Source organism: Sphingomonas sp. Leaf25 (assembly GCF_001421635.1).
Classification (GTDB): domain Bacteria; phylum Pseudomonadota; class Alphaproteobacteria; order Sphingomonadales; family Sphingomonadaceae; genus Sphingomonas.
Genome location: NZ_LMKU01000002.1, coordinates 142,024 through 165,020, shown reverse-complemented (window position 1 = coordinate 165,020; position 22,997 = coordinate 142,024). Strand labels below are relative to the sequence as shown.

The following is a 22,997-nucleotide window of genomic DNA, read 5'->3' as shown; positions in this document are numbered from 1 at the left end:
CGCGGGGCGTATGCCAAACGGACCGTTTTCGATCCAGACGCTGACCGGGCGTGAACTTGTCGCGCGTGACTGGTCCGCGACACCGATGGGGCCGATCGAGGGTTGGCCGGTGTCGCTGCGCGCGCTGCTGGCGATGATGTTGTCGTGCCCCACGCCGATGTTCCTCGCGTGGGGGCCGGACCTGCGCTGCTTCTATAACGACGCCTATCGCCCGCTGCTCGGCCACCGCGTCGACATGGCGCTGGGCGAGCGGTTCGACGTGGTGTGGGCATCGATCTGGGACGAGTTGCTGCCGCTGGTCGAGCGGACGATGGCCGGCGGTCATGTCGCCGCGACCGACATGCAGCTCGACCTGCAACGCACCGGCGAGAGCGAGGAAAGCTGGTGGAGTTTCACCTACTCGCCCGCCTTCGACGATCACGGCCAAGTCGCCGGATTGCTGTGCATCACCGGCGAGACGACCGGGCGAGTGATGGCCGAGCGCGAGCGCGCCGCCGCCGACGAACGGCTGCAACAGGCCTTGTCCGCCGGACGCAACATCGGCGCATGGGACTGGGACGTGCAGAACGATGTGGTGCGCGCCGATTCGCGCTTCGCGCTGCTCTATGGCGTCGATCCCAAGCAGGCGGCGCTGGGCGCGTCGATCGACCGGTTCTTTGAAGGCGTCCACCCCGACGATCTTCAGGCGGCGCAGCGCGCGATCGCCGAGGCGATGGACCCGGACGGCGACGGCACGTTCCTTGCCGAATATCGCCTGCTCGGGGCCGATGGCCATAGCCGCTGGGTGTCGGCGCAGGGGCGCTGCGTGTTCGACGATGCCGGCCGCCCGGTCCGCTTCCCCGGCGTCAGCTACGACATCGACGATCGCAAGCGGGCAGAGCTGGCGGCGCTGGCGGCGAAGGCCGAGCGCGATTTCGTCCTGTCGCTGTCCGCGCGCCAGCGGTCCGCGACCGATCCGGCGGCGATCATGCGCTTCACCGCGCAGGCGCTGGGCGAGCGGCTGGGCATCAACCGCGTCGGCTTCGCGCGGATCATCGGCCACCGTGTCCGCTATGGCGCGGGCTGGAACGACGGCGCGCTGCCGCCGCTCACCGGCGATCACTCGCTCGACCGGTTCGGACGGGCGGGCACCGCGCTGTTGCGCAGCGGCCAGCCGATCGTGTCGGACGATTTCACGACCGATCCGGCGTTCGATCCGGCGATCGTCGCGACCTATTCGGCGCGGTCGGGCATCGTGATTCCGTTGCGCCACGACGGTCGGGCCGAGGCGATACTGATCCTCAACCACGCCACCGCGCGGCGCTGGACACCTGGCGAGGTGGCGCTGGCCAACGAGATCGCCGAAACCGGCTGGATCGCGATCCAGCGCGCCGATGCGCTGCGCCAACTGGAGGCCAGGGTCGGGCGGCAGGACGCGCAGCTCGAACGGGTGGCGACCGAATTGCACGACGCGGCGTCCGCCCGCGCCGCCGCCGAAACACAGGTGCGCCAGTTGCAGAAGATGGAGGCGGTCGGCCAGTTGACCGGTGGCATCGCGCATGATTTCAACAACATGCTCGCGATCGTCATCGGCAGCCTCGACATGATCGATCGCCGGTTGGCGCAGGGCCGGATCGACGTGACCCGCTATGTCGAGGCCGCGCGCGAGGGGGCCGACCGCGCGGCGGCGCTGACGCAGCGCCTGCTCGCCTTTTCGCGCCAGTCGCCGCTGTCGCCCGAACCGGTCGAGGGCAACCGCCTGATCGCCGACCTGACCGACCTGCTCGTCCGCACGCTGGGCGAACGGATCGCGGTGGAGACGGTGCTGGGCGCGGGGCTGTGGCGCGCCGAGGCCGACCGGGGGCAGTTGGAGAACGCGCTCGTGAACCTCGCGGTCAACGCGCGCGACGCGATGGAGGACGGCGGCAAGCTGACCATCGAGACCGCCAACGCCCATGTCGGCGACGACTATGCACGCGAGGCGGAGATGGCGGCGGGGCAATATGTGCTGATCGCGGTCAGCGACACCGGCAGCGGCATGGCGCCCGAGGTGCTGGCCAAGGCGTTCGATCCGTTCTTCACCACCAAGCCGGTCGGGCGCGGCACCGGGCTGGGGCTGAGCCAGGTGTTCGGCTTCGTCCGCCAGTCGCGCGGCCATGTCCGCCTGTATTCGGAAGCAGGCGTCGGCACCACCGTCCGCCTCTATCTGCCGCGCTTCTATGGCGAGGCGCCGACACCGGGTCCGCGCACCGCGGTGCCCGACGTGCGTGGCGGGAGCCCCGGCGAAGTGGTGCTGGTGGTCGAGGACGAGGCGCGCGTGCGCAGCTTCTCGGTCGAGGTGTTGCGCGACCTTGGCTACCGCGTGGTGCAGGCGGCGAGCGGGCCGGAAGCGCTGGCGCTGATCGAGGGCGGGCAGCCGGTGTCGCTGCTGTTCACTGACGTGGTGATGCCGGGCATGACCGGCCGCGAACTCGCCGACCGCGCGGGCGTGCTGCGGCCGGGGCTGCGGGTGCTGTATACCACCGGCTATACCCGCAACGCGGTGGTGCATAACGGCGTGCTCGATCCGGGGACGCGCTTGCTGTCCAAGCCGTTCGGGGTGGACGAGTTGGCGCGTAAGGTCCGGGAAGCGCTGGACGGATAGGGTTCGGAGCGGATCGGGGTTCGGACGGTTCGTGGCTCCCCTTCCTGACAGGGAGGGGAGGAAGCACCCCTCCCCTGCCGGTCGCACCGGACCCCGCGGGTGCGCGGATCAGACTATCACGCCTGCCCGCTTCCCCTATGCCCCCCGACCCCCTATGTCCCGCGCATGAGCCGTCCGCGTCCCCAGTTGTTCGACAAGAAGAAGATCGTCGCCGAAAACCGCCGCGCGCGCTTCGATTACGAGATCGACACCGTCTATGAAGCCGGCATCGCGCTGACCGGGACCGAGGTGAAGTCGCTGCGCTTCGGCGAGGGATCGATCATGGAAAGCTATGCCGATGTCCGTGAGGGGCAGGTGTGGCTCATCAATTCCAACGTGCCCGAATTCAGCCACGGCAACCGGTTCAATCACGAACCGCGCCGCCCGCGCAAGCTGCTGCTCCACGAACGCGAGATCAACAAGATGCACGGCGCGGTCGCCCGCGACGGCATGACGCTGATCGCGCTGTCGGTCTATTTCAATTCCAAGGGGCGCGCGAAGGTCGAACTGGCGCTGGCCAAGGGGCGCAAAAACCACGACAAGCGCGAGCATATCAAGGAGCGCGAGTGGAAGCGCGAAGCGGGAAGGTTGCTGCGCGACCGTGGCTGACAAGACATTGGGGGTCCGCGCGCTGCGCTGGATCCGTGACAACCTGCCGACCCGCGAATCGATGGAGGCGAACCGCTTCCTGCGCCCGGTCGCGCACCGCGTCCTTGCCCCCGAATTGTGGCGCTTCACCCGCCGGTCGGTGCCGCGCGGCGTGGCATTGGGCATGTTCACCGGCATCCTGATTCCGCTGGGGCAGATACCGGCGTCGGCGGTGCTGGCGCTGCCCTTGCGCGCCAATGTGCCGGCGGCGGCGCTGACGACCTTCTTCACCAATCCGATCACCACCCCGCTGCTGTTCATCCTGTACTACAAGGTCGGGGCGTGGCTGCTGCACCTCGACCGGGCGGTGCCGGGCCAACCGATCGGCGATGCGGTGGCGGCCCCGCCGGGCTGGCTCGACTGGCTGATCGCCGAGGTGGGTCCGGCCACCGCGCTCGGCATGGTGGTGTGTTCGGTGATCGGCGCGGTGCTGGGCTATGCCATCGCTGCACTGGGCTGGCGGTGGTGGATCGCCGCCAAGTGGAAGCGGCGGCACCAGCAGGAATAGCCGGTCCGGCGAAACCCGGTCGCGTCCTGACAGTTCGTTCCGTACATATTCCTAAAACGGAGCGCCGATGCCGCATTACACGCCCCTGATCGGTACTATCGTCCTCGCCCTGGTCGTCGCGTTCTTCATGGGGGCGCTGGCGCATCGGCTGCGGGTGTCGCCGATCGCGGGCTATCTGATGGCCGGGGTGCTGATCGGGCCGTTCACGCCCGGCGTGGTCGCCGATTCGGGGATCGCCACCGAACTGGCCGAGATCGGCGTCATCCTGCTGATGTTCGGCGTCGGGCTCCACTTCAGCCTGAAGGACCTGATGTCGGTGTGGCGGATCGCGGTGCCCGGCGCGATCGTGCAGATCGCCGCCGCGACGCTGATGGGGCTGGGCCTTGCGACATGGCTCGGCTGGCCGCTGGTCGCGGGCCTCTGCTTCGGCCTCGCGCTGTCGGTGGCGAGTACCGTGGTGTTGCTGCGCGCGCTGGAGGGGCGCTCGCTGGTCCAGACCGAGCGGGGGCGGATCGCGGTCGGCTGGCTGATCGTCGAGGATCTGGCGATGGTCGTGGCGCTCGTGCTGCTGCCGGTCGTCGCCGCCGCGCTCGACCCCGACAAGGCGGTGGCGATGCCGGCGATCCTGTGGTCGATCGCGACGACATTGGTGAAGGTCGGCGGGTTCGTCGCGCTGATGCTGATCGTCGGGCGGCGGGCGATTCCGTGGGCGTTGCACTGGGTGGTGCATACCGGGTCGCGCGAGCTGTTCCGCCTCGCCGTGCTGGCCATTGCGCTGGGCGTCGCGTTCGGATCGGCGCTGGCGTTCGACGTGTCGTTCGCGCTGGGCGCCTTCTTCGCCGGCATGATCCTTGGCGAAACCGAACTCAGCCGCCGCGCGGCGCAGGAAACGCTGCCGCTCCGCGATGCGTTCGCGGTGCTGTTCTTCGTGTCGGTCGGCATGCTGGCCGACCCCAAGGTGCTGATCGAACAGCCGTTGCCGCTGCTCGCCACGGTCGGGATCATCGTGATCGGCAAGTCGGCGGCGGCATGGGTGATCGTCCGCGCATTCGGCCATCCGAATCGCACCGCCGCGACGGTCGCCGCCAGCCTTGCGCAGATCGGCGAATTCTCGTTCATCCTCGCCGGACTGGGCACCAAGCTCGGCATCCTGCCGGCGGAGGCGCGCGACCTGATATTGGGCGGGGCGATCCTGTCGATCCTGGTCAATCCGGTGCTGTTCGCGATGGTCGCCGGACGCGGCACCGCGCCGCAGGACCCCAGCCGACAGGAAACCGAACGCGAGGAAGCGCGCGAGGAAGCCCGCGAGGACCATGTCGTCGTCATCGGTGCCGGCCGGGTCGGGCGGATCATCGCCAAGGGATGCCGTGACGCCGGCCGCGCCTTCGTGATCGTCGAGGACCAGCGCGATACCGCGCACACGGCGGTGAGCGAGGGGTGGAGCGTGGTCGTCGGCAATGCACTCGACGACCGGGTGCTGCGCGACGCAGGCGTGCCGCGCGCCACCAAGCTGCTGATCGCGATCCCCGGCGGGTTCGAGGCCGGGGCGATCGCCGCGCGGGCACGGGCGCTGAACCCCGATCTCTATGTCCTGTCGCGCGCGCATTCGGTGGACGAGGTCGCCTATCTCAAACGCCACGGCGTCGACGAGGTCGTGTTGGGCGAGGAAGAGCTGGCGCGCACGATGCTCAGGCGGGCGGGGGAGCAGCGGGCGGCAACGGGATGATCCGACACCCGGTTGCCCCACGGTTCGCGCCGACGTAGCATCGCACGATCGAAGCAACGGGGGTGGATTCGGTGGCGATATTCTGGTCGATCGTGCGGATGATGCTGGCGCTAATCGCGATGACGGTGGCGAGTGGCGCGGAGGCCGGCGATGCCGCGCACGTACCGATCGCGATCCGGCTCTACGAAGGCGACCGGCTGATCGCGACACCGATCGTCTATACCCCCTACGGCCAGGCAACGACGATCCGGCTCGACCGGCCCGGCGGCTATGCCATCAGCGTCCGGCCGGAGCGCGCCACCATCGCCGGCAAGCCGGCGGCACAGGTCGCGGTCGAGGTAGCGCGGCAACAGGCGGGACGCTGGACGACGGTCAGCCGGCCGGTGCTACTGGTCGGGTGCGGCGGCGACGCCGCGATGGCGATCGACCGTCCCGGCGGCACGGCGGTACGGATCGAACTGGCCATCGATCCGGCGGCGATCGACCCGTCCTGCGCGAAACGCTGACGGTTTCGGTCGCGCCGCCGCCGTCCATGCGGTAGGCCGGGCGTCATGGTCCAGCTTCCCCACCCCACCGGCAACGTCGCGTTGCTGATCGATGCCGACAATGCCGGCGCCGCCTATCTCGATTCGGTGCTGACGGTGCTGGCCGAATTCGGCACGGTCAACGTTCGGCGCGCCTATGGCAACTGGCAGAAGCCGGGCCTCAAAAGCTGGGAAAAGCTGTTGATGCGCCACGGGATCGAACCGTTCCAGCAGTTCGACATCACCAAGGGCAAGAACGCCACCGACATGCGCATGACCATCGACGCGATGGACCTGCTGTTGCGCGGGCGGATCACCGGTTTCGGCATCATGTCGTCGGACAGCGATTTCATGCCGCTGGCGCAGCGCATCCGGCAGGAAGGCGTGCCGGTGTACGGCTTCGGCACCGAACGCACGCCGCAGGGATTCCGCGAGAGCTGCACCCGCTTCATCGACGTCGCGTCGCTGGATGTCGAGGATGTCGCCAACATGCCGCTGCCCCCCGCGATCGGCGGCGTTGGCGCGACCGCTGCGACCCCGGCGGCCAAGCCCACCCCCGCCCCGGCGCGTACCAGCCAGAAGGTCGACGTCGCCTTCGTCAAATTGCTGTCGGATGCCTATGATGCGTCGAAGATCGACAAGCGCGGTTTCGCCAGCCTGTCCGAAGTCGGCCAGCGCGCCGCCAACCGGTCGAGCTTCGATACGCGCAACTATGGGTTCAAGCGATTGTCCGACCTGATCGAAAAGGTCCGCGAGTTCGAGGTCGAACGGCGCGACACCGGGATTTTCGTCAAGCGGGTGTGAGTGTGGGCATTTGCGGCGGACGTCGCCCCAGCGAAGGCTGGGGCGGTTGGGCGGCACCGGCCATACCCTGCCGACAGGATCGATCGGCGGTCATAAGGCGGCGGTTCGTGGACACCTCCCCTCCCTGACAAGGGAGGGGCCGGGGGTGGCTCGGCCCGAGAGGGAACGGACGCGCTCCACAATCGGCCAACCCACCCCCAACCCCTCCCTTCCAGGGAGGGGAACAGGTTGGAAAGGCATTTTCCTGGATGTCGAACCGCCCCGGACTGGACCGAATCAAACACCCGGCCCCTGCCAGTAGCTGAAGGCCGCCTGCTGGTGCCTGCGGACGTGGGCGGCGGCGTTCGGGCCGGTCCATGCGTCGGCATAGCCCGCCGGGGTGGCGGTATCGATCCACCAGCCCTGCCCCGGCAGCCCATCCGACTGGCGCACGACAAGGACGGCGAGGCCCGGTTCCCCCATCCCGGCGCCCGCCGCATCGATCACGTCGAGCGTGCGGCACAGCGCGCGCATCTTCGGCCGGGTAAAGCCATGGCCGAGCGCCAGCAGCAGCCCGGAATAGGTCAGCGCCTGCCCCTCGCGCGCGGCGTCGATCAACAGCGCGCGGACCCGCGCGACGTCGGCGATCGCCCCCAGACCGCCATGGTCCGGGGGCGTCGACATCAGCGGGTCAGCTTCTTGTAGGCGAGACGCGTCGGCCGGTCGGCGGCGTCGCCCATGCGGCGGCGCTTGTCGGCTTCATATGCCTCGAAATTGCCCTCGAACCATTCGACGTGGCTGTCGCCCTCGAACGCGAGGATGTGGGTGCAGAGACGATCGAGGAAGAAGCGGTCGTGGCTGATGACCACGGCGCAACCGGCGAAAGATTCGAGCGCCTCTTCCAAGGCGCGCAGCGTCTCGACGTCGAGATCGTTGGTCGGTTCGTCGAGCAGCAGGACGTTGCCGCCCTCCTTGAGCATCTTGGCGATGTGGACGCGGTTGCGCTCACCGCCCGACAATTGGCCGACCTTCTTCTGCTGGTCCTGCCCCTTGAAGTTGAACGCGCCGACATAGGCGCGCGTGCCCAGTTCCTGCTTGCCGAAGCGGAACACGTCGAGCCCGTCCGACACTTCCTCCCACACGTTCTTGTTGGGATCGAGGTCGTCGCGCGACTGGTCGACATAGCCGAGCTTCACCGTCTGCCCGACATCGATGGTGCCGCCGTCGGGCTGTTCCTGACCGGTGATGAGCTTGAACAGCGTCGACTTGCCCGCCCCGTTCGGGCCGATCACGCCGACGATGCCGCCCGGCGGCAGGCTGAAATCGAGATTCTCGAACAGCAGCTTGTCGCCGTAGGCCTTGGTCAGCCCCTCGGCCTCGATCACCTTGCCGCCGAGACGGTCGGGGATCTGGATCAGGATCTGCGCCTTGCCGACGACGCGGTTCTCCTGATTCTTGACCAGTTCGTCGAACGCGCGGATGCGGGCCTTCGACTTGGTCTGGCGCGCCTTGGGGGTCTGGCGCATCCATGCCAGCTCGTCCTGGATCGCCTTGGCCTTGCCGGCCTCGTCACGCTCTTCCTGTTCGAGCCGCTTGGCCTTCTTTTCCAGATAGCCCGAATAGTTCGATTCATAGGTGTAGTAGCGCCCGCGATCGAGCTCGAGCACCCAGTTGACGACATTGTCGAGGAAGTAGCGGTCGTGCGTCACCAGGATGACGTTGCCGGTATATTCCTTGAGATAATTCTCCAGCCAGCCGACGCTTTCGGCGTCGAGGTGATTGGTCGGTTCGTCGAGCAGCAGGATCTGCGGCTTTTCGAGCAGCAGCTTGCACAGCGCGACGCGGCGCTTTTCACCGCCCGACAGGTTTTCGACCGAGGCGTCGCCCGGCGGGCAGCGCAGCGCCTCCATGGCGATCTCGAGCTGGTTGTCGAGGCTCCAGCCGTCGACCGCGTCGATCTTGGCCTGGAGATCGCCCATTTCCTCGAGCAGCTTGTCGAAATCGGTGTCGTCCTGCGGATCGCCCATTTCGGCCGAGATGGCGTTGAAGCGATCGACCAGATCAGCGACCGGACGCACGCCGTCCTTGACGTTTTCGATCACCGTCTTGGTGTTGTCGAGCTTGGGCTCCTGCGCCAGATAGCCGACCTTGATCCCCTCGGCGGCCCATGCCTCGCCGGTGAATTCGGTGTCCATCCCCGCCATGATCTTCATCAGCGTGGACTTGCCAGCGCCGTTCGGCCCGATGATCGCGATCTTCGCGTCGGGCAGGAATTGCAGGTGGATGTTGTTGAGCACCGGCTTGTTGGCGCCGGGGAAGGTCTTGGTCAGGCCCTTCATCACATAGCTGTACTGCACGGCCATTGCCGAAGGCTCCGTTTCATATTGTCGGGGATGGTCAGACGTGTTGTTCCGCGATGTAGCGTCGGGGCGATGGGTTGGCAACGCGGGCGACGGCACGCTTGCGTGCCCGCGCACACGCGCCTTGCATCGCTGTCGAACGTATGGAACGCAGGCGAACCGAGTTCCACGGGGGATTTCCATGCGCCGTCTGCTTCTTGCCGCCCTGTTCCTGCCCTTGCCGGCACTGGCCCAGCCGACCACCGCGCAAGTCGCCGCCCTGCGCGATGCGGCGCTTGGCGATACGCTGGCGTGGGACATTACCGAAGGGCTGACGACCGAGATCGGCCCCCGCCTTGCCGGCACCCCCGACGAGGCACGCGCCCGCATCTGGGCGGTGGCGCGGTTGAAGGCGCTGGGGTTCAGCAATGTGCGGATCGAACCGTTCCCGATGGCGGTGTGGGTGCGCGGCGAGGAGAAGGCGGCGATCCTCGCCCCCTTCCCGCAGCCGCTGGCGATCACCGCGCTCGGCAATTCGGGATCGACCGGTAACGACGGGCTGATCGGCGAGGTCGCGTTCTTCCCGACGCTCGACGATCTGAAGGCCGCGCCCGACGGGAGCCTGAAAGGCAGGATCGCGTTCGTCAGCCATGCGATGGCGGCGACGCAGGACGGATCGGCGTACGGCCCCGCCGGACAGGTGCGCCGCGCGGGCCCGGCGATCGCAGCGCAGAAGGGCGCGGCGGCGATCGTCATCCGCTCGATCGGGACCGACCGGCACCGGGTGCCGCATACCGGCAGCACCGTCTTTCCGGCAGGAACGACGGCGATTCCGGCGGGCGCGCTGTCGGTGCCCGATGCCGAACAGCTCGAACGGGTCCTGAAGCGCGGCCAGCCGGTGCGGCTGAAGCTGCTGCTGACCCCGCGCCAGACCGGCACGCGCGAATCGGGCAACGTCATCGCCGAGGTGCCGGGCAGCGATCCCTCCGCCGGCATCGTGCTGATCGGCGGGCATCTCGATAGCTGGGATCTGGGCACCGGCGCGATCGACGATGCGGCGGGGCTTGGCATCACCACGGCGGCGGCCAGGCGGATCATGGCGGCGGGCCAGCCGCGCCGCACGATCCGGCTGGTCTGGTTCGGCGCGGAAGAGGTCGGCGGCGTCGGCGGCCGTGCCTATGCCGAGGCACACAAGGGCGACATCCATGCCACCGCGTCGGAAAGCGACTTCGGGGCCGACCGGGTGTGGCAGTTCGACGTCGGCCTGCCGGCGGAAGCGGCGGCGGTAGGCGACCGACTCGCCACCGCGCTCGCCCCGCTGGGCATCACGCGCGGCAACAAGTTCGCGGGCGACGGCACCGATATTGGTCCAACGCTGGCATTGGGCGTCGCGGGGGTCGATCTGTCCCAATCGGGCCTGCGCTATTTCGATCTGCACCACACCGCCGATGACACGCTCGACAAGATCGACCCCGCGCAACTCCAGCAGAACGTAGCGGCATGGACCGCGATGCTGGCGGTCGTTGCCCATGCACCCGAACCGATCGGGCGGGTCGTCCGGCCACGCTGAAACACGGCGACTTGTGTCCGAACTGTTGCCGAACCGGTCCTCCATTGGTCGCAAAGCCGCATTGCTGCCACAATTGGAGATTGACGGCGGCGCAGCATACGTTATTGCGGCTGGTGTCGCGGCGGCGGTTTCGCCGGACCAACGCGAAGTCAATTTTCGGGAGCCACCCACATGAAGAAGATCCTGCTCGTCGCCGCTGCTGCCGGCCTCCTCTCGGTCGCCGCTTGCAAGAACACCCCGGCCGACAACGCCGCGGATGCCGCTTCGGACAACCTGGAAATGATGGCCGACAACCTCGAAGCACAGGCTGAGAACACCTCGAACGAGGCCGTTGCAGCCGACCTGATGAACGCTTCGGAGAACGCCGAAGACGCTTCGGACGCGATCGAGAACACCGCCGAGCTGAACGGCATGTAATCCCCTTTCCGGCCGGGTTCGCCCGGCCGGAAACCGGATGCGAGAAAGGGGCACCCCGGCGACGGGATGCCCCTTTTTTTTGGCTGGCCGATGGCTTCGCAGGTGCGAAGTCAGCCATGACCGGATGGCGCGATCATGGCACGATTGGGGCGTCGACCTGCGTCGTGCCGCTGCCATGATCGAACGCATCGTCGCCTTGTTCCATCGCCACCCGGTGTGCCGCCGCCAGCCGGCGATGGGCATCGCGGGCAGCACCCGATTGCGCTTCGCGGGCCAGTGCCTGTTCCTGCACGAACCGGCGGGTGTGATAGGCGCGGGCCTCGTCGTCCTCCGTCGGCCGGTCGGTCGGCCGCCACCAGTTGCGCAACCCCCACATCGCATCTTCTCCCGTGCGAATGGCCGGGGCGTCGTTGCACCCCGGCCACGAGGTTTCAGAACTGGAAGCCGACACCGGCATTCGCCCCGGCATAGCCCCGGCTGTCATAGGTGCCGCCGACCTTCACGACCGCCCGCCCGTCGTTGAAGACACGCGACGCTCCGAAGGCGATCGCCGACTGTCCGCGATAGGTGCCGCCGCCGACCGCGACCATCGTTGCGCCCGGCTCCATCGCCTGCGGCAGCGCCGCCACCGCCATCGCCGCCGACGATCCCGCGCTCATGTCGCGGCGGATCGTGCCGAGGTCGAAGCCGACGTCGGTCAGCCGGGCGTCGATGTAGCTGGTCGCCTGCGACAGCGTGTCGCGCATCCCCGACTGGAGCTGCCCGAGATTGACCGCGTCGGTCGCCGCCGTGCCCGCCGCGACGTTGCGCAGAGCGACGGGCGTGTTGCCGTTACCGAGGCTGACGTTGCCGCTCGGATCATATTGCACCGAGTTGCTGCCGAGCGCGAGCGCCGCCTGTGCCGTCTGGTTGGTGGCATAAAGCTGCGACCCGTTGACCGCCTGAGTCGAGGTGGCCGACACCGTGCCGGCCGCGACATTGGCGAGCGTGACCGGCGCGGCCGCATTGCCCCCTGCGAGCGTCACCTGATTGGTGCGTTGCCCGGCGGCGTTGCGATCATATTGCAGGCTGTTCGACGATTGCTGGGCGACGGCGAACAACTGCCCGCCGTTGACCGCGTCGGTCGATCCGGCGGCGACGGTGCCGCTGGCGACATTGTGCAGCCCGACCGGGGCGGCGGTGTTGGCGCCGACCAATGTCACGTCGTTGGTGCGCGTGCCGCCGTTGGGCGTCGTCGGGCTGCCGGGGTTGCTGTACTGGATCGCCGCCACGGTGCTGCCGGTGATCGTGTTCTGGATCGTGGTGATCGCCGAGGTGTTGGACGCGACCTGGGCATTGGTCGTCGCCAATTGTCCGCCGTTGACCGCATCGGTCGATCCGGCGACCAGCGCGCCGTCGCGCACGTTGCGCAGGCCCACCGGACCGCCGCTGGCGCCGACCAGCGTCGTATCGTCGGTCGGGGTGCCGCCGTTGGGCGTGGTGGGCGTGGCGGCATCGGCATATTTGATCGGGGAATTGCCGACCTGCGTCTGGAGGTTGGTGATCGCGGTGCTGTTCGCATCGACCCGCGTTGTCAGGTTGGTGATCGCGGTGGTGTTGTTCGCGATCTGCGTGGTGTTGTTCGTGACGCGGGTGTCGAGGTTGGCGACATTGCCCTCTACCGTGGTCAGCCGGCTTTCGGTGCCGGTTAAGCGGGTGTCGAGCGCGGCCACCGCCTGGTTGGTGGTGTTGAGCTGATCGCCGTTGACCGCATCGGTCGACCCGGCGCCCACCGTGCCGCCGCGAACGTTGTGGAGCGCCACCGCGCCGCCGCTCGCGCCGACCAGCGTCAGTTCGTCGGTCACGGTGCCGCCGTTCGGCGTCGTCGGCGCGGCAGCGGTCGAATAGCGCACCGGGCCGGCCGATCCGCTGCCGATCTGCGCGATCAGCGCGGTGTTGGCCGCCACCTGCGTATTGGTGGCGAAGAGCTGAGCGCCGTTGACCGCTTCGGTCGAGGTGGCGGAGAGCGCCCCCGCCGCAACATTGCCGAGCACCGTGCCGTTCGCACCGCCGAAGGTCAGCCGGTCGCGCGCGACGTTGTCATATTGCGCAGCGCTGGCGGACAGCGCGGCGAGGCCGGCGGTGTTGGCGAGGACGCGCGTATCGAGCCCGCCGATCGAGGTCAGCGCGCCATCGAGCCGCTGGTTGGTGGCATAGAGTTGCGACCCGTTGACCGCCTCGGTCGAGGTGGCGCTGAGCGCACCCGTGCCGACATTGCCGATCGTCACCGCCTGACCGGGCGTCGTGCCGACCAGCGTGACCCTGCCGGTGCGATTGCCCGCCGCATCGACGTCGTAGCGCACGGCGTTGGCGACCCCGCCTTGCAGCGAAGCGATCTGCTGGGTGTTGGTCGTCACGCGGGTGTCGAGCCCGGCGACCTGCGTGTTGGTCGCGAAGAGCTGCGATCCATTGACCGCCTCGGTCGAGGTGGCGGTGAGCGCTCCGGCGCCGACGTTGGCCAGGGTCACGGTCGCGCCGGGGGTGGTGCCGATGAAGGTCACGCCGCCGGTCCGGGCACCACTGGCGTCGGTGTCGTAGCGCACCGCATTGACCGCCCCGCCCTGAAGCGCCGCAATGTCCTGCGTATTGGTCGTGACGCGGGTGTCGAGGCCGGCGATGGCGGTGGTATTGCCGACGATGGCGGTGGTGTTGTCGGTCACGCGGGTGTCGAGGCCGCCGATCGCGGTGGTGTTGGTCGTGACGCGCGTATCAAGTGCTCCGATCCCGGCGGTGTTCGTCGCGACCTGCGTATTGGTCGCGAACAGTTGCGATCCGTTGACCGCCTCGGTCGAGGTTGCGCTCAGCGCCCCCGCACCGACGTTGCCGAGCGTCACCGTCGCGACGGGGGTGGTGCCGACCAGTGTCACGCCGCCGGTGCGAACGCCCGCCGCATCGGTGTCATAGCGCACCGCATTGGCGACACCGCCCTGGAGTGCGGTAATGTCCTGCGTATTGGTTGTAACGCGGGTGTCGAGGCCGCCGATCGCCGTGGTGTTGGTCGTCACCCGCGTGTCGAGTGCTCCGATCCCGGCGGTGTTCGTCGCGACCTGCGTGTTGGTCGCGAACAGTTGCGATCCGTTGACCGCCTCGGTCGAGGTTGCGCTCAGCGCACCCGCACCGACGTTGCCGAGCGTCACCGTCGCGCCGGGGGTGGTGCCGACCAGCGTCACCCCGCCGGTCCGGGCACCAGCCGCATCGGTATCGTAGCGTACGGAGTTGGCAACGCCGCCTTGAAGCGTGACAATATCCTGCGTGTTGGTCGTGACGCGGGTGTCTAGTCCGGCAATGGCGGTCGTGTTGCCGGTTGTCCGGGTATCGAGGCCGCCGATCGCGGTCGTGTTGTCGGTCACGCGGGTGTCGAGGCCGCCGATCGCGGTGGTGTTGGTCATGACGCGCGTATCAAGCGCGCCGATCCCGGCGGTGTTCGTCGCGACCTGCGTGTTGGTCGCGAACAGTTGCGACCCGTTGACCGCCTCGGTCGAGGTTGTGCTCAGCGCGCCCGCGCCGACATTGCCGAGTGTCACCGCCGCGCCCGGCGTCGTTCCGACGAAGGTCACGCCGCCGGTCCGCGCACCCGCCGCGTCGGTGTCATAGCGGACCGCATTGGCGGTCTGCCCCTGCAGCGTCGTGATATTCTGCGTGTTGGTCGCGATGTTCTGGGTATTGGTGGTGACGCGGGTGTCGAGGCCCGCCACCTGCGTGTTGGTCGCGAACAACTGCGATCCGTTGACCGCCTCGGTCGAGGTCGCGCTCAGGGCGGCCGGTGCGACGTTGCCGAGCGTCACGGTGGCGCCCGGCGTCACCCCGGCGAGCGTCACGCCGCCGGTCCGCACCCCGGCGGCATCGGTGTCGTAGCGGACCGCATTGGCGCTCTGCCCCTGCAACACCGTGACATCGCCCTGCACGGTCGTGATCGCGCCGGTGTTGGCGGCGACCTGCGTATTGGTGGCGAACAGTTGCGATCCGTTGACCGCTTCGGTCGAGGTCGCGGTCACGGCACCCGCGCCGACATTGCCGAGCACGGTGCCCGCCGCCCCGGCCAGCGTCGCGCGGGCGCGGGTCGCGTCGTCGTAGCGCAGCGCGACCGCCGAGAGCGCGTCGACCTGCCCCGCGACGCCCGCAACCTGTCCGACCGTCGCGGCATCGGTCGCGGCCGATCCAGCGGCGACGTTGGTGATCTGACGCAGGCCACCGGCGGCACCGACCGAGACTTCGCCGGCCGAGGTCTGCGTGCCGGCGAGGCCGACCGCGGTATAGCCGCCGAGCGCACCGCGTGTGGCGAGCGATCCGGCGCCCAGCGCCACGCTGTTGGCGGCGGTCACTTGCGCATTGGTGCCAAAGGCGATGCTGCCAGTCGCGCCGGCTTCGGCACGGGCGTTGTTGCCGAAAGCGATGGCGTTGATGTCGGAGGCGAACGAGGCGACACCCTCCGCGCCCAGCCCGCTGATGCGATTGCCGCCGATCGAGATGCCGGCCGGCGTGTCGAGGCTGATCGAATCGGTCGTGAGCTGGCACTGGTCGGTCGGGCCGACGACGTTGCCGCCGGTATCGAGCACCTGCAGCGTGATCGGCTGGCCCGACGCGGCCTGATTGAGCAGCCCGGTAACGTTGGTGTTGAGCGGCGGCAGCGGCAGCAGGGCGCTGAGCAGCGGGATGCCGAGGATGCTGTTAACCCGTCCTTCCAGCGGACCGGTGATGCCGGTGACGACCGGCGAGAGAATATCGGTGACGACCGAACGCGGGAGCTGGACGCCGCTGCACGCGCTGACGACGCGGTTCTGGGCGGCGGCCTGACCGGCGATACCGGTGCCGATCAGCATCGTGGTTCCCATCAACGTGCGCAGGAACAGGCGCGAAACGGCGGGACGGGTTGGGGCAATGGCCGGGTGCATACATCCTCCTGTGTGCCGAGATTTCTATCTCGTGGGACGGATGCTGCTCCCCGGTTGGCGAACGTTCGCTTTTCAGAAAAAATACGTCAATTCCGGTATTTACGCGAGGGGCGTGCTCTGTACGGGAACTTTGGAGACCGGATTAATCGCCTGCCGTTCAGCCGCTTTGCGAAAATTCGGGGTAAATCGCGCAGGACGGTCCGGTGACGGACAAAGCGGGAACCGTTTCGCGCAAGACATTGATCGCTGGGCGAATATCGCCGCTATCGCTTCCCTTCCCTTCCGATACGGACCAATCGTTATCGATCGGTATCGATCCGGAGCGCACGGCAATCCTGCTATTGCGAAGCTTTCGCATGTCCGCTAGGCGGCAGCGCTCGGGGGATTTGAACTTGGTGTACGATATTCCTTTGCAGCAGTTGCTCGCGCTGGCGCTGACGGCGGTGGCGACGTCCGGTCATGCCGGACCGGTCGACCTGCCCGATGCGCAGCGCGACATCGTCGTCACCGGCCGTGCCTCCCCCGCCCCGGCGGCGGCGGACGATCGCTACCAGCCGGTGCCCGATGCCTCGACGTTGCGCTCGGCCGCCTCGCCGCTCGCCGTGCCGCAGGCGGTCAATATCGTTCCCGCGCAGGTGATCGTCGACCAACGCCCGCGCTTCCTCGACGACGTGCTCGCCAACGTCAGCGGCATCACCCAGGGCAACACGCTGGCGGCGACGCAGGATACCGTGCTCAAGCGCGGGTTCGGGGCGAATCGCGACGGATCGGTGATGCACAACGGCATGCCGGTGGTGCAGGGCCGCGCGTTCAACGCCGCGACGCAAAGCGTGGAGGTGCTGAAAGGCCCCGCCTCGCTGCTCTATGGCATCATGGACCCCGGCGGGGTCATCAACCTCGTCAGCCGCAAGCCGCTGCTCGACGCGCAGGGCAGCGTCGCGCTGACCGGATCGGCCTATGCCGCCGGGCGCGTCGGGCTGGAGGCGATGGGCGACGTGAGCGGGCGGATCGCCGGCAATCTGGCCGGACGGCTGGTGCTCGATCATCAGGAAGAGGATTACTGGCGCAATTTCGGCGAGCGGCGCGACACGCTGATCGCGCCGTCGCTCGGCTGGTATGGCGGGGCCACGCAGGCGATCCTGTGGGTCGAGCTGCGGACATTCGACACGCCGTTCGATCGCGGCACCTCGCTCAATCCGGTGACGCTGACCCCGCTGGCGGTGCCCCGGCGGCGACGGCTGGACGAACCCAACAACCGGATGACCGGCGACAGCCAGTTGGTGCAGCTCGCGGTCGACCACCGGCTGGGCGGCGGGTGGAGCGCGCATCTCGCGACCAGTTTCAACAGCGAGCGTTATGACGCGGGGCAGTTGCGCGTCACCGGGGTCAATCTCGCGCGCGGCGCGCTCACGCGCAGCAACGACGCGACGATCGGATCGGTCAGCACCGACGCCTATGCGCAGGCCTATGTCGACGGCGGCTTCACCGCGCTGGGCGTCGACCACAAGATCCTGATCGGCGCGGAAGGCGAATATCGCCGCTATTATCGCCGCGACCTGATCCGCCAGGCGGTGCGCGGCGGCGCGTTCAGCTATCTGAACCCGGTGTATGGCCGCGAGCCGTTTCCGTCGACCGTGTCGGCCAGCGACAGCGACCAGACCGATACGCTCTACAATTATTCGTTGTTCGCGCAGGATTCGGTGACGATCGGCGACCTGATCGTCATCGCCGGCGGGCGGCTGCTGGGGTATGACCAGCGCGCCGGGCGCGGGCGGCCGTTCACCGCCAATACCGACCTGTCGGGATGGGACGTGGTGCCGCAGGCCGGGCTGGTATGGCGCGCGACGCCGGTGTTCTCGCTCTATGCCGGCTATACCCGCTCGGTCCGCCCGACCTCGACCATCGCGCCGCTGGCCGGGGGCACGACGATCACCGCCGCCTTCGCCCCCGAACGCGGCCGTTCGCTGGAGGCGGGCGCGAAGCTCGACCTGCCCGGCCGGATCACCGCCACGCTGGCGCTGTACGACATCGACAAGCGCAACGTGCTGGTGTCGCAGCTCAACCCGGCGACCGCACTCACCGAATTCCGCACCGCCGGCCGCGCCGCGTCGCGCGGGGTGGAACTGGATGTCGCGGGACAGGTGACGAACGCGCTCAGCCTGATCGGCAGCTATGCCCATACCCGCGCCCGTACGACGGAGGACCCGTTGTTCGCCGGCAATATGCTCGCCAATGTCGCGCCCGACACCGCGTCACTGTCGCTGGTCTATGACGTCGGGCCGGTTGCCGGCGGCGATGGCCTGCGCATCGGCGGCGGTGGCCGCCATGTCGGGCGGCGCGCGGGCGACAGCGCCAACAGCTTCTTCCTGCCGGCCTATCAGATCGCCGATGCGTTCGTCAGCTACGACCTGCGGCTCGGCGGACGCGCGGTAACGCTCCAGTTCAACCTGCGCAACCTCTTCGATACGACCTATTACACTTCCGCCATCAACCAATATGGCGTCGCGATCGGCGACCCGCGCCGGGCGATCGGCACGCTGCGCTTCCGCCTGTGACCGGAGACCGTACCCGATGACCCGCCGCGTACTGTTCCAGATCCACTGGTTCCTTGGGCTCACCGCCGGCTTCGTGCTGGCGGTGATGGGTGTCACCGGCGCGACGATCGCGTTCGAGGACGAGATCGTCGCCGCGCTCAATCCCGGCATCGTCACCCTCGCGCCCGCCGCCGCCCCACCGCTTGCGCCCGACGCACTGGTCGCCGCAGCGTTGCGTGCGCATGGCGGGAAGGTGACGCGCTTGACGCTCCAGCGCGATCCGACGCTGGCGGCAAAAGTCACCTTCGCCCCGCCCAAGGGACAGCGGCGCGGCGAGACGCGCTATATCGATCCACGCAGCGGCGCGTTGCTGCCCCATCCCGCAGGCGAGGGCTTCTTCCGCTTCGTCGAGGACCTCCACCGCTGGCTGGCGCTGCCCGGCGGGGCGAACGGGATCGGGCGGCAGATCACCGGCTTTTCGGCGATCGCGCTGATCTTCTTTGCGCTGTCCGGCCTGTATCTGCGCTGGCCGCGCCGCGCGCTCGATTGGCGGGCGTGGCTGGTGCTCGACCTGCGCAAGACCGGGCGCAACCTCTACCGCGCGCTGCATGCCGTAGTCGGTGGCTGGGTGCTGGTCTTTTACCTGTTGAGCGCGCTGACCGGCCTTACCTGGTCCTACGACTGGTACAAGCAGGGTGCACGCTATGTCCTGACCGGCAAGGCCGGCAACGAGCGCGACCGGCGCGGGGCGGAGGCGGACGGCCCCGCCCCCGCGCTCGCCCCGGCATGGGCGACGTTCGTCGGGAGCGACGGCGCGCGCTACGACCGCGTCACCATTACCTTGCCCAGCGGCGATGCGCCGGTCACGATGCGGATGCTGCCACGCGGCGCGCGCTTCGACCGGATGACCGACGAACTGCGCTTCGACGCGGCGACCGGCGCGCTGGTGAAGGCCGAACGCTATGCGGCGCGTGGGGTAGGCGAGACGATCGCCGCCAACTTCTATGCGCTGCACACCGGATCGTTCTTCGGCCTGCCCGGCCGGATCGTGATGCTGCTGACCAGCCTGACGATGCCGCTGTTCACGATCACCGGGCTGCTGCTGTATCTGGCGCGGCGGCGGAGCAAGCGCGCGCTGGCAGCGGTCGCGGCGAGCCTGCCCGCCGCGACCGGGGGCGACGGGCACGACCTGCTGGTGGTCCACGCCTCGCAGACCGGCAATGCCGAACGGCTTGCCCGCCTGTCCGCCGCCGCCTTTCCCGGCGCGCAAATCGCCGCGCTGGGCGATCTCGATCCCGCCACGCTGGCACAGGCGCGCCGCGCGCTGTTCGTCGTCGCGACCTATGGCGAGGGCCACGCCCCCGACCGCGCCCGCCGCTTCGAGGGGCGCGTAATGGCAGCGCCCGCCGATCTCGCGCAGCTCGACTATGCGGTGCTGGCATTGGGCGACCGGCAATATCCCGAGTTTTGCGCGTTCGGTCAGCGGGTTGATGCGTGGCTGCACCGAAGTGGCGGGCGACGCCTGTTCGACCGGGTCGAGGTGGACGGCGCCGACAATGACGCCGAACGCCATTGGCAGCAGCAACTGGCCGCGATTGCCGGCCATGCGATCCAGCCCGACTGGCAGCGTGCCGATTATGGCCGCTGGACGCTCACCGCGCGCGAGCAGGTCAATCCCGGCAGCCCCGGCGCGCCGGTGTTCCGCGTCATCCTGACCCCGGAGGTGCCGGTCGCCTGGCAACCCGGCGCGATCGCCGAAGTGATGCCGCGACACGATCCGGCACGGGTCGACCGCTGGCTCGCCACGGCCGGACGGGACGACGATGCCACGTTGCGCGCATCGCTTGTCGACAAGGTCCTGCCCGACGATCCGGCCGCCCCGCTCCGCCCGCTGGCGCACCGCGACTATTCGGTCGCCTCGATCGCCGAATCGGGCGCGGCCGAACTGCTGGTGCGCGCCTGCCCTGCCCCCGACGGCGGCCTCGGCCTCGGATCGGGCTGGCTGACGCGGGTCGCCCCGCTCGGCGGGACGATCGCGCTGCGCGTCCGTGACAACCCCGGCTTCGCGCCGGCGGCGGACGATGTGCCGATCGTGCTGATCGGCAACGGCACCGGCATCGCCGGGCTGATGGCACATCTGCGTGCCCGTGCGCGGATTGGGGGTGCGCCGGCATGGCTGCTCTATGGCGAACGGACCCGCGCCCACGACCGGCCCTATGCCGCCGAACTCGATTCGTTGCAGGCGCAAGGCACGCTTACCCGCCTCGATCTCGCCTTCTCGCGCGATGCGGAGTGCGGCCGCTACGTCCAGCATCTCGTCGCCGAGGCGGCCGACGGGATCGCCGACTGGGCGGCGCGGGGGGCGGCGATCTACGTCTGCGGCAGCCTGAGCGGCATGGCCGGCGCGGTCGACGCCGCGCTGCGGGCGATCCTCGGCGACGAGGTGCTGGAGACGATGGCGCAGGAAGGCCGCTACCGCCGCGACGTGTATTGATCGGACTCATCGTGGGAGCGGAAAGAAAATGCCGCTCCCTAAAAACCACTTTCCTACACGCGACGTTCGCTGGAACATACAGCGAACATCGAGGAGGAAGGCATGACGACGATCGAAGCCCCCGGGGGGTTCGTCCCTCAACTGGCGCTCAGTTTCGGCAATCGCGGCGGTGCGGCGGCGGCGGTGACGCGCGCGACGCCGCTGCCGGTGCGCGCGACCCTGCCCCCGGCGGATACCGTCGCACTGGTCGGGCAAGCGAGCGATACCGGGCTGATCGGCCCGTTCCTGCCCGAGCCCGGCCGGACGATCTGGATCGCGCTGACCGGTGACTGGCGCGGCACCGTGCGCGTACTGCGGGCGAGCGACGCCGCCGCTACCCCGCTGCCACTGACGATCGGCGGCAGCGACTGGGGCCTGTTCACCGCCAATGCGCAGGAACCGGTCGGCGAGGAAAGCGTGGCGGGCGCGGGATGGTGGCTGCGCTTCGAGCGGACCGGCGGCACGCTGGGCTATGAGGTGCGCCAATGAGCATCGACAGCCTTGCCCGCGCGCTCGCCGTCCGGGCCGCCATGCCGGCCCTCGTCCGGCCGCAGCGGGTCGCCACCCGCATCTTCGGTGGCCGCATCTACAACGTCCGGCCGGTCACGACCGACGTCGTCACCTATGAAACGCTGATCGCGTTCGCCGCGCCGGCCGAGGCGATCCGCGTGCTGTTTGCGTTCGGCCAGACGGTGGCGGGCGATGCGGTGACGCCGCGCGCCACCGTCACCGCCGCCAGCGTCGCCTCCATCGGGCAGATCCAGGCGGGTGAGACGGTGCTGGTGCCGGTGCCCGACTGCGTGCCGTCCGGCGGCACCATCCCGCAGTTCGCGCCCGCAGGGGCGGCGGGCCGGCGGGTGTTCTATCGCAGCGCGTGGGTGTCGCTGCCCTCGGTGCCGCGCGGTGACGGCCATGGCGGCGCGCTCTATGCGGTGCGCACCTCGCTGTCGCTGGCCGATGGCGGCGGGAACGTCGTGCTGCTCGGCAACGGCACCGACCGGTTCGACAATTGGGACGCGCACCCCTCGGGCCGGCTGTTCCGGATGCGCTCCAAGATCGGCGTGTCGGCGACTAACTGGGCGGGGATGACCGATGCGAACAGCATCGCTGCCACCGGATCGCCGGTCGTCGGCCTCGAATATCTGGCGCGCGGCAAGGTGGTGAGCGTGATGGGCTTCGGCGACAGCATCGCCGAGGGGCGCGGCACCTATCTGAACGAGGGGTTCGGCCTGCCCGCCTGTGTCGCCGCGTCGCGCAATCCGGGCGGGATCGCGTTCGAATGGTCGAACCTCGGCTGGTCGGGGCATGCCATGGCGCAGACCACCGAGCAGGTGCAGGCGGCGATCGCCTTCGGCCTGCGCCCGTCGCTGGCGGTCGTGCCCCTCGGATCGCCGAACAATGCCTCTGGCGGGGCGATCACCCCGGCGCAGGTCGGCGCGATGCGGTTGCAGGTGGCGGAGGCGACCGCCGCGCTGGAACGCGCCGGCGTGCCCGTCCTGCCATTCACATGGGCGCCGACCGACCCGCGCATTCGCGCCTATGGCGCCAGCGACGCGCTGCGCCGCGCCTATGGCGCCGATGCGGCGGCGATGGCGCGTGGCGGCGGCATGGTGTGCGACTTCGCCGAGGCGCTGTCCGGCCCGCCCGATGCGCAGGGGCAGAGCGTGCCGCCGGCAAATCTGATGCCCGATGGCATCCACCCCGGCGACGCGGGCAACGCCATCCTCGCCAACCTGCTGCGCGCCGCGCTCGACCGCATGGCCGATTGCCGCCCCGGCTATCGCGCCGCTTGATCCCGGGGGCTTGCGGCGCGATAGGATAC

At 69.0% G+C, this 22,997-nt stretch carries 16 protein-coding genes; 12 read left to right on the top strand and 4 right to left on the bottom strand.

Going from position 1 to position 22,997, the window contains the following annotated elements; translation table 11 throughout:
* Nucleotides 1-10: 10 nt before the first annotated feature.
* The 6 genes from ASE78_RS01360 (at nt 11) to ASE78_RS01335 (ending at nt 6,872) form a co-directional block, all read left to right on the top strand.
* On the top strand, nt 11-2,623 hold the full coding sequence (locus ASE78_RS01360; RefSeq protein ID WP_056492239.1) for an ATP-binding protein: 2,613 nt from the start codon (nt 11-13) through the stop codon (nt 2,621-2,623).
* Nucleotides 2,624-2,788: 165 nt separating this feature from the next.
* Nucleotides 2,789-3,271: an SsrA-binding protein SmpB gene (gene smpB / locus ASE78_RS01355; RefSeq protein WP_056492236.1), complete on the top strand. Its 483-nt coding sequence runs from the start codon at nt 2,789-2,791 to the stop codon at nt 3,269-3,271.
* Nucleotides 3,264-3,818 carry a DUF2062 domain-containing protein gene (locus ASE78_RS01350; RefSeq protein ID WP_414886711.1) on the top strand — a complete coding sequence of 185 codons (555 nt, stop codon included), beginning with the start codon at nt 3,264-3,266 and terminating at the stop codon, nt 3,816-3,818. The genes smpB and ASE78_RS01350 overlap by 8 nt, the downstream gene beginning before the upstream one ends.
* 67 nt (nt 3,819-3,885) lie before the next feature.
* On the top strand, nt 3,886-5,544 hold the full coding sequence (gene ybaL, locus ASE78_RS01345) for a YbaL family putative K(+) efflux transporter (RefSeq protein WP_056492233.1): 1,659 nt from the start codon (nt 3,886-3,888) through the stop codon (nt 5,542-5,544).
* A 71-nt stretch (nt 5,545-5,615) separates the two neighbouring features.
* Nucleotides 5,616-6,050, top strand: coding sequence for a hypothetical protein (locus ASE78_RS01340; protein WP_156351237.1), 435 nt, complete (start codon nt 5,616-5,618; stop codon nt 6,048-6,050).
* Nucleotides 6,051-6,095: 45 nt separating this feature from the next.
* Entirely contained in the window at nt 6,096-6,872 is a 777-nt protein-coding gene (locus ASE78_RS01335) for an NYN domain-containing protein (RefSeq protein ID WP_055756975.1), read from the top strand.
* 276 nt (nt 6,873-7,148) lie between these two features.
* On the opposite strand, the gene ASE78_RS01330 is transcribed toward ASE78_RS01335, so the two are convergent.
* Together ASE78_RS01330 and ettA are read right to left on the bottom strand one after the other, a co-directional pair.
* Nucleotides 7,149-7,535, bottom strand: coding sequence for a hypothetical protein (locus tag ASE78_RS01330; RefSeq protein WP_056492227.1), 387 nt, complete (start codon nt 7,533-7,535; stop codon nt 7,149-7,151).
* Entirely contained in the window at nt 7,535-9,214 is a 1,680-nt protein-coding gene (ettA, locus tag ASE78_RS01325; protein ID WP_055756979.1) for an energy-dependent translational throttle protein EttA, read from the bottom strand. Before ettA ends, ASE78_RS01330 begins: the two co-directional genes overlap by 1 nt.
* Nucleotides 9,215-9,392: 178 nt before the next feature.
* On the opposite strand from ettA, the gene ASE78_RS01320 reads away from it, so the two are divergent.
* The gene (locus ASE78_RS01320) at nt 9,393-10,760 is read left to right on the top strand and encodes a M20/M25/M40 family metallo-hydrolase (RefSeq protein ID WP_156351236.1); all 1,368 of its coding nucleotides are present in this window, start codon (nt 9,393-9,395) and stop codon (nt 10,758-10,760) included.
* A gap of 171 nt (nt 10,761-10,931) precedes the next feature.
* A complete protein-coding gene (locus tag ASE78_RS01315; protein WP_055756981.1) occupies nt 10,932-11,177 on the top strand; it encodes a hypothetical protein in 246 nt (81 codons plus the stop codon).
* A gap of 133 nt (nt 11,178-11,310) precedes the next feature.
* Here ASE78_RS01315 and ASE78_RS01310 read toward each other — a convergent pair whose 3' ends face one another.
* Both ASE78_RS01310 and ASE78_RS01305 read right to left on the bottom strand, forming a co-directional pair.
* Nucleotides 11,311-11,553, bottom strand: a complete 243-nt coding sequence (locus tag ASE78_RS01310) for a hypothetical protein (protein WP_055756983.1) — start codon at nt 11,551-11,553, stop codon at nt 11,311-11,313.
* 55 nt (nt 11,554-11,608) lie between these two features.
* On the bottom strand, nt 11,609-16,108 hold the full coding sequence (locus ASE78_RS01305) for a beta strand repeat-containing protein (protein ID WP_082466932.1): 4,500 nt from the start codon (nt 16,106-16,108) through the stop codon (nt 11,609-11,611).
* A gap of 395 nt (nt 16,109-16,503) precedes the next feature.
* On the opposite strand from ASE78_RS01305, the gene ASE78_RS01300 reads away from it, so the two are divergent.
* The 4 genes from ASE78_RS01300 (at nt 16,504) to ASE78_RS01285 (ending at nt 22,968) form a co-directional block, all read left to right on the top strand.
* On the top strand, nt 16,504-18,663 hold the full coding sequence (locus ASE78_RS01300) for a TonB-dependent siderophore receptor (protein ID WP_235514835.1): 2,160 nt from the start codon (nt 16,504-16,506) through the stop codon (nt 18,661-18,663).
* Nucleotides 18,664-18,679: 16 nt separating this feature from the next.
* Nucleotides 18,680-21,136, top strand: coding sequence for a PepSY domain-containing protein (locus tag ASE78_RS01295; protein WP_056492221.1), 2,457 nt, complete (start codon nt 18,680-18,682; stop codon nt 21,134-21,136).
* Nucleotides 21,137-21,238: 102 nt separating this feature from the next.
* Nucleotides 21,239-21,664, top strand: coding sequence for a hypothetical protein (locus tag ASE78_RS01290; protein ID WP_056492218.1), 426 nt, complete (start codon nt 21,239-21,241; stop codon nt 21,662-21,664).
* Nucleotides 21,661-22,968, top strand: a complete 1,308-nt coding sequence (locus ASE78_RS01285; protein WP_056492215.1) for an SGNH/GDSL hydrolase family protein — start codon at nt 21,661-21,663, stop codon at nt 22,966-22,968. Before ASE78_RS01290 ends, ASE78_RS01285 begins: the two co-directional genes overlap by 4 nt.
* The last annotated feature ends 29 nt before the right edge of the window (nt 22,969-22,997 follow it).

Excerpts from the sequence above, each read along its gene's own strand:
- ASE78_RS01360 (WP_056492239.1), top strand. The coding sequence starts at position 11 with ATGCCAAACGGACCGTTTTCGATCCAGACGCTGACCGGGCGTGAACTT.
- ybaL (WP_056492233.1), top strand. The coding sequence starts at position 3,886 with ATGCCGCATTACACGCCCCTGATCGGTACTATCGTCCTCGCCCTGGTC.
- ASE78_RS01305 (WP_082466932.1), bottom strand. The coding sequence starts at position 16,108 with ATGCACCCGGCCATTGCCCCAACCCGTCCCGCCGTTTCGCGCCTGTTC.
- smpB (WP_056492236.1), top strand. The coding sequence starts at position 2,789 with ATGAGCCGTCCGCGTCCCCAGTTGTTCGACAAGAAGAAGATCGTCGCC.
- ASE78_RS01295 (WP_056492221.1), top strand. The coding sequence starts at position 18,680 with ATGACCCGCCGCGTACTGTTCCAGATCCACTGGTTCCTTGGGCTCACC.
- ASE78_RS01320 (WP_156351236.1), top strand. The coding sequence starts at position 9,393 with ATGCGCCGTCTGCTTCTTGCCGCCCTGTTCCTGCCCTTGCCGGCACTG.
- ASE78_RS01310 (WP_055756983.1), bottom strand. The coding sequence starts at position 11,553 with ATGTGGGGGTTGCGCAACTGGTGGCGGCCGACCGACCGGCCGACGGAG.
- ASE78_RS01290 (WP_056492218.1), top strand. The coding sequence starts at position 21,239 with ATGACGACGATCGAAGCCCCCGGGGGGTTCGTCCCTCAACTGGCGCTC.
- ASE78_RS01330 (WP_056492227.1), bottom strand. The coding sequence starts at position 7,535 with ATGTCGACGCCCCCGGACCATGGCGGTCTGGGGGCGATCGCCGACGTC.
- ASE78_RS01335 (WP_055756975.1), top strand. The coding sequence starts at position 6,096 with ATGGTCCAGCTTCCCCACCCCACCGGCAACGTCGCGTTGCTGATCGAT.
- ettA (WP_055756979.1), bottom strand. The coding sequence starts at position 9,214 with ATGGCCGTGCAGTACAGCTATGTGATGAAGGGCCTGACCAAGACCTTC.
- ASE78_RS01315 (WP_055756981.1), top strand. The coding sequence starts at position 10,932 with ATGAAGAAGATCCTGCTCGTCGCCGCTGCTGCCGGCCTCCTCTCGGTC.
- ASE78_RS01285 (WP_056492215.1), top strand. The coding sequence starts at position 21,661 with ATGAGCATCGACAGCCTTGCCCGCGCGCTCGCCGTCCGGGCCGCCATG.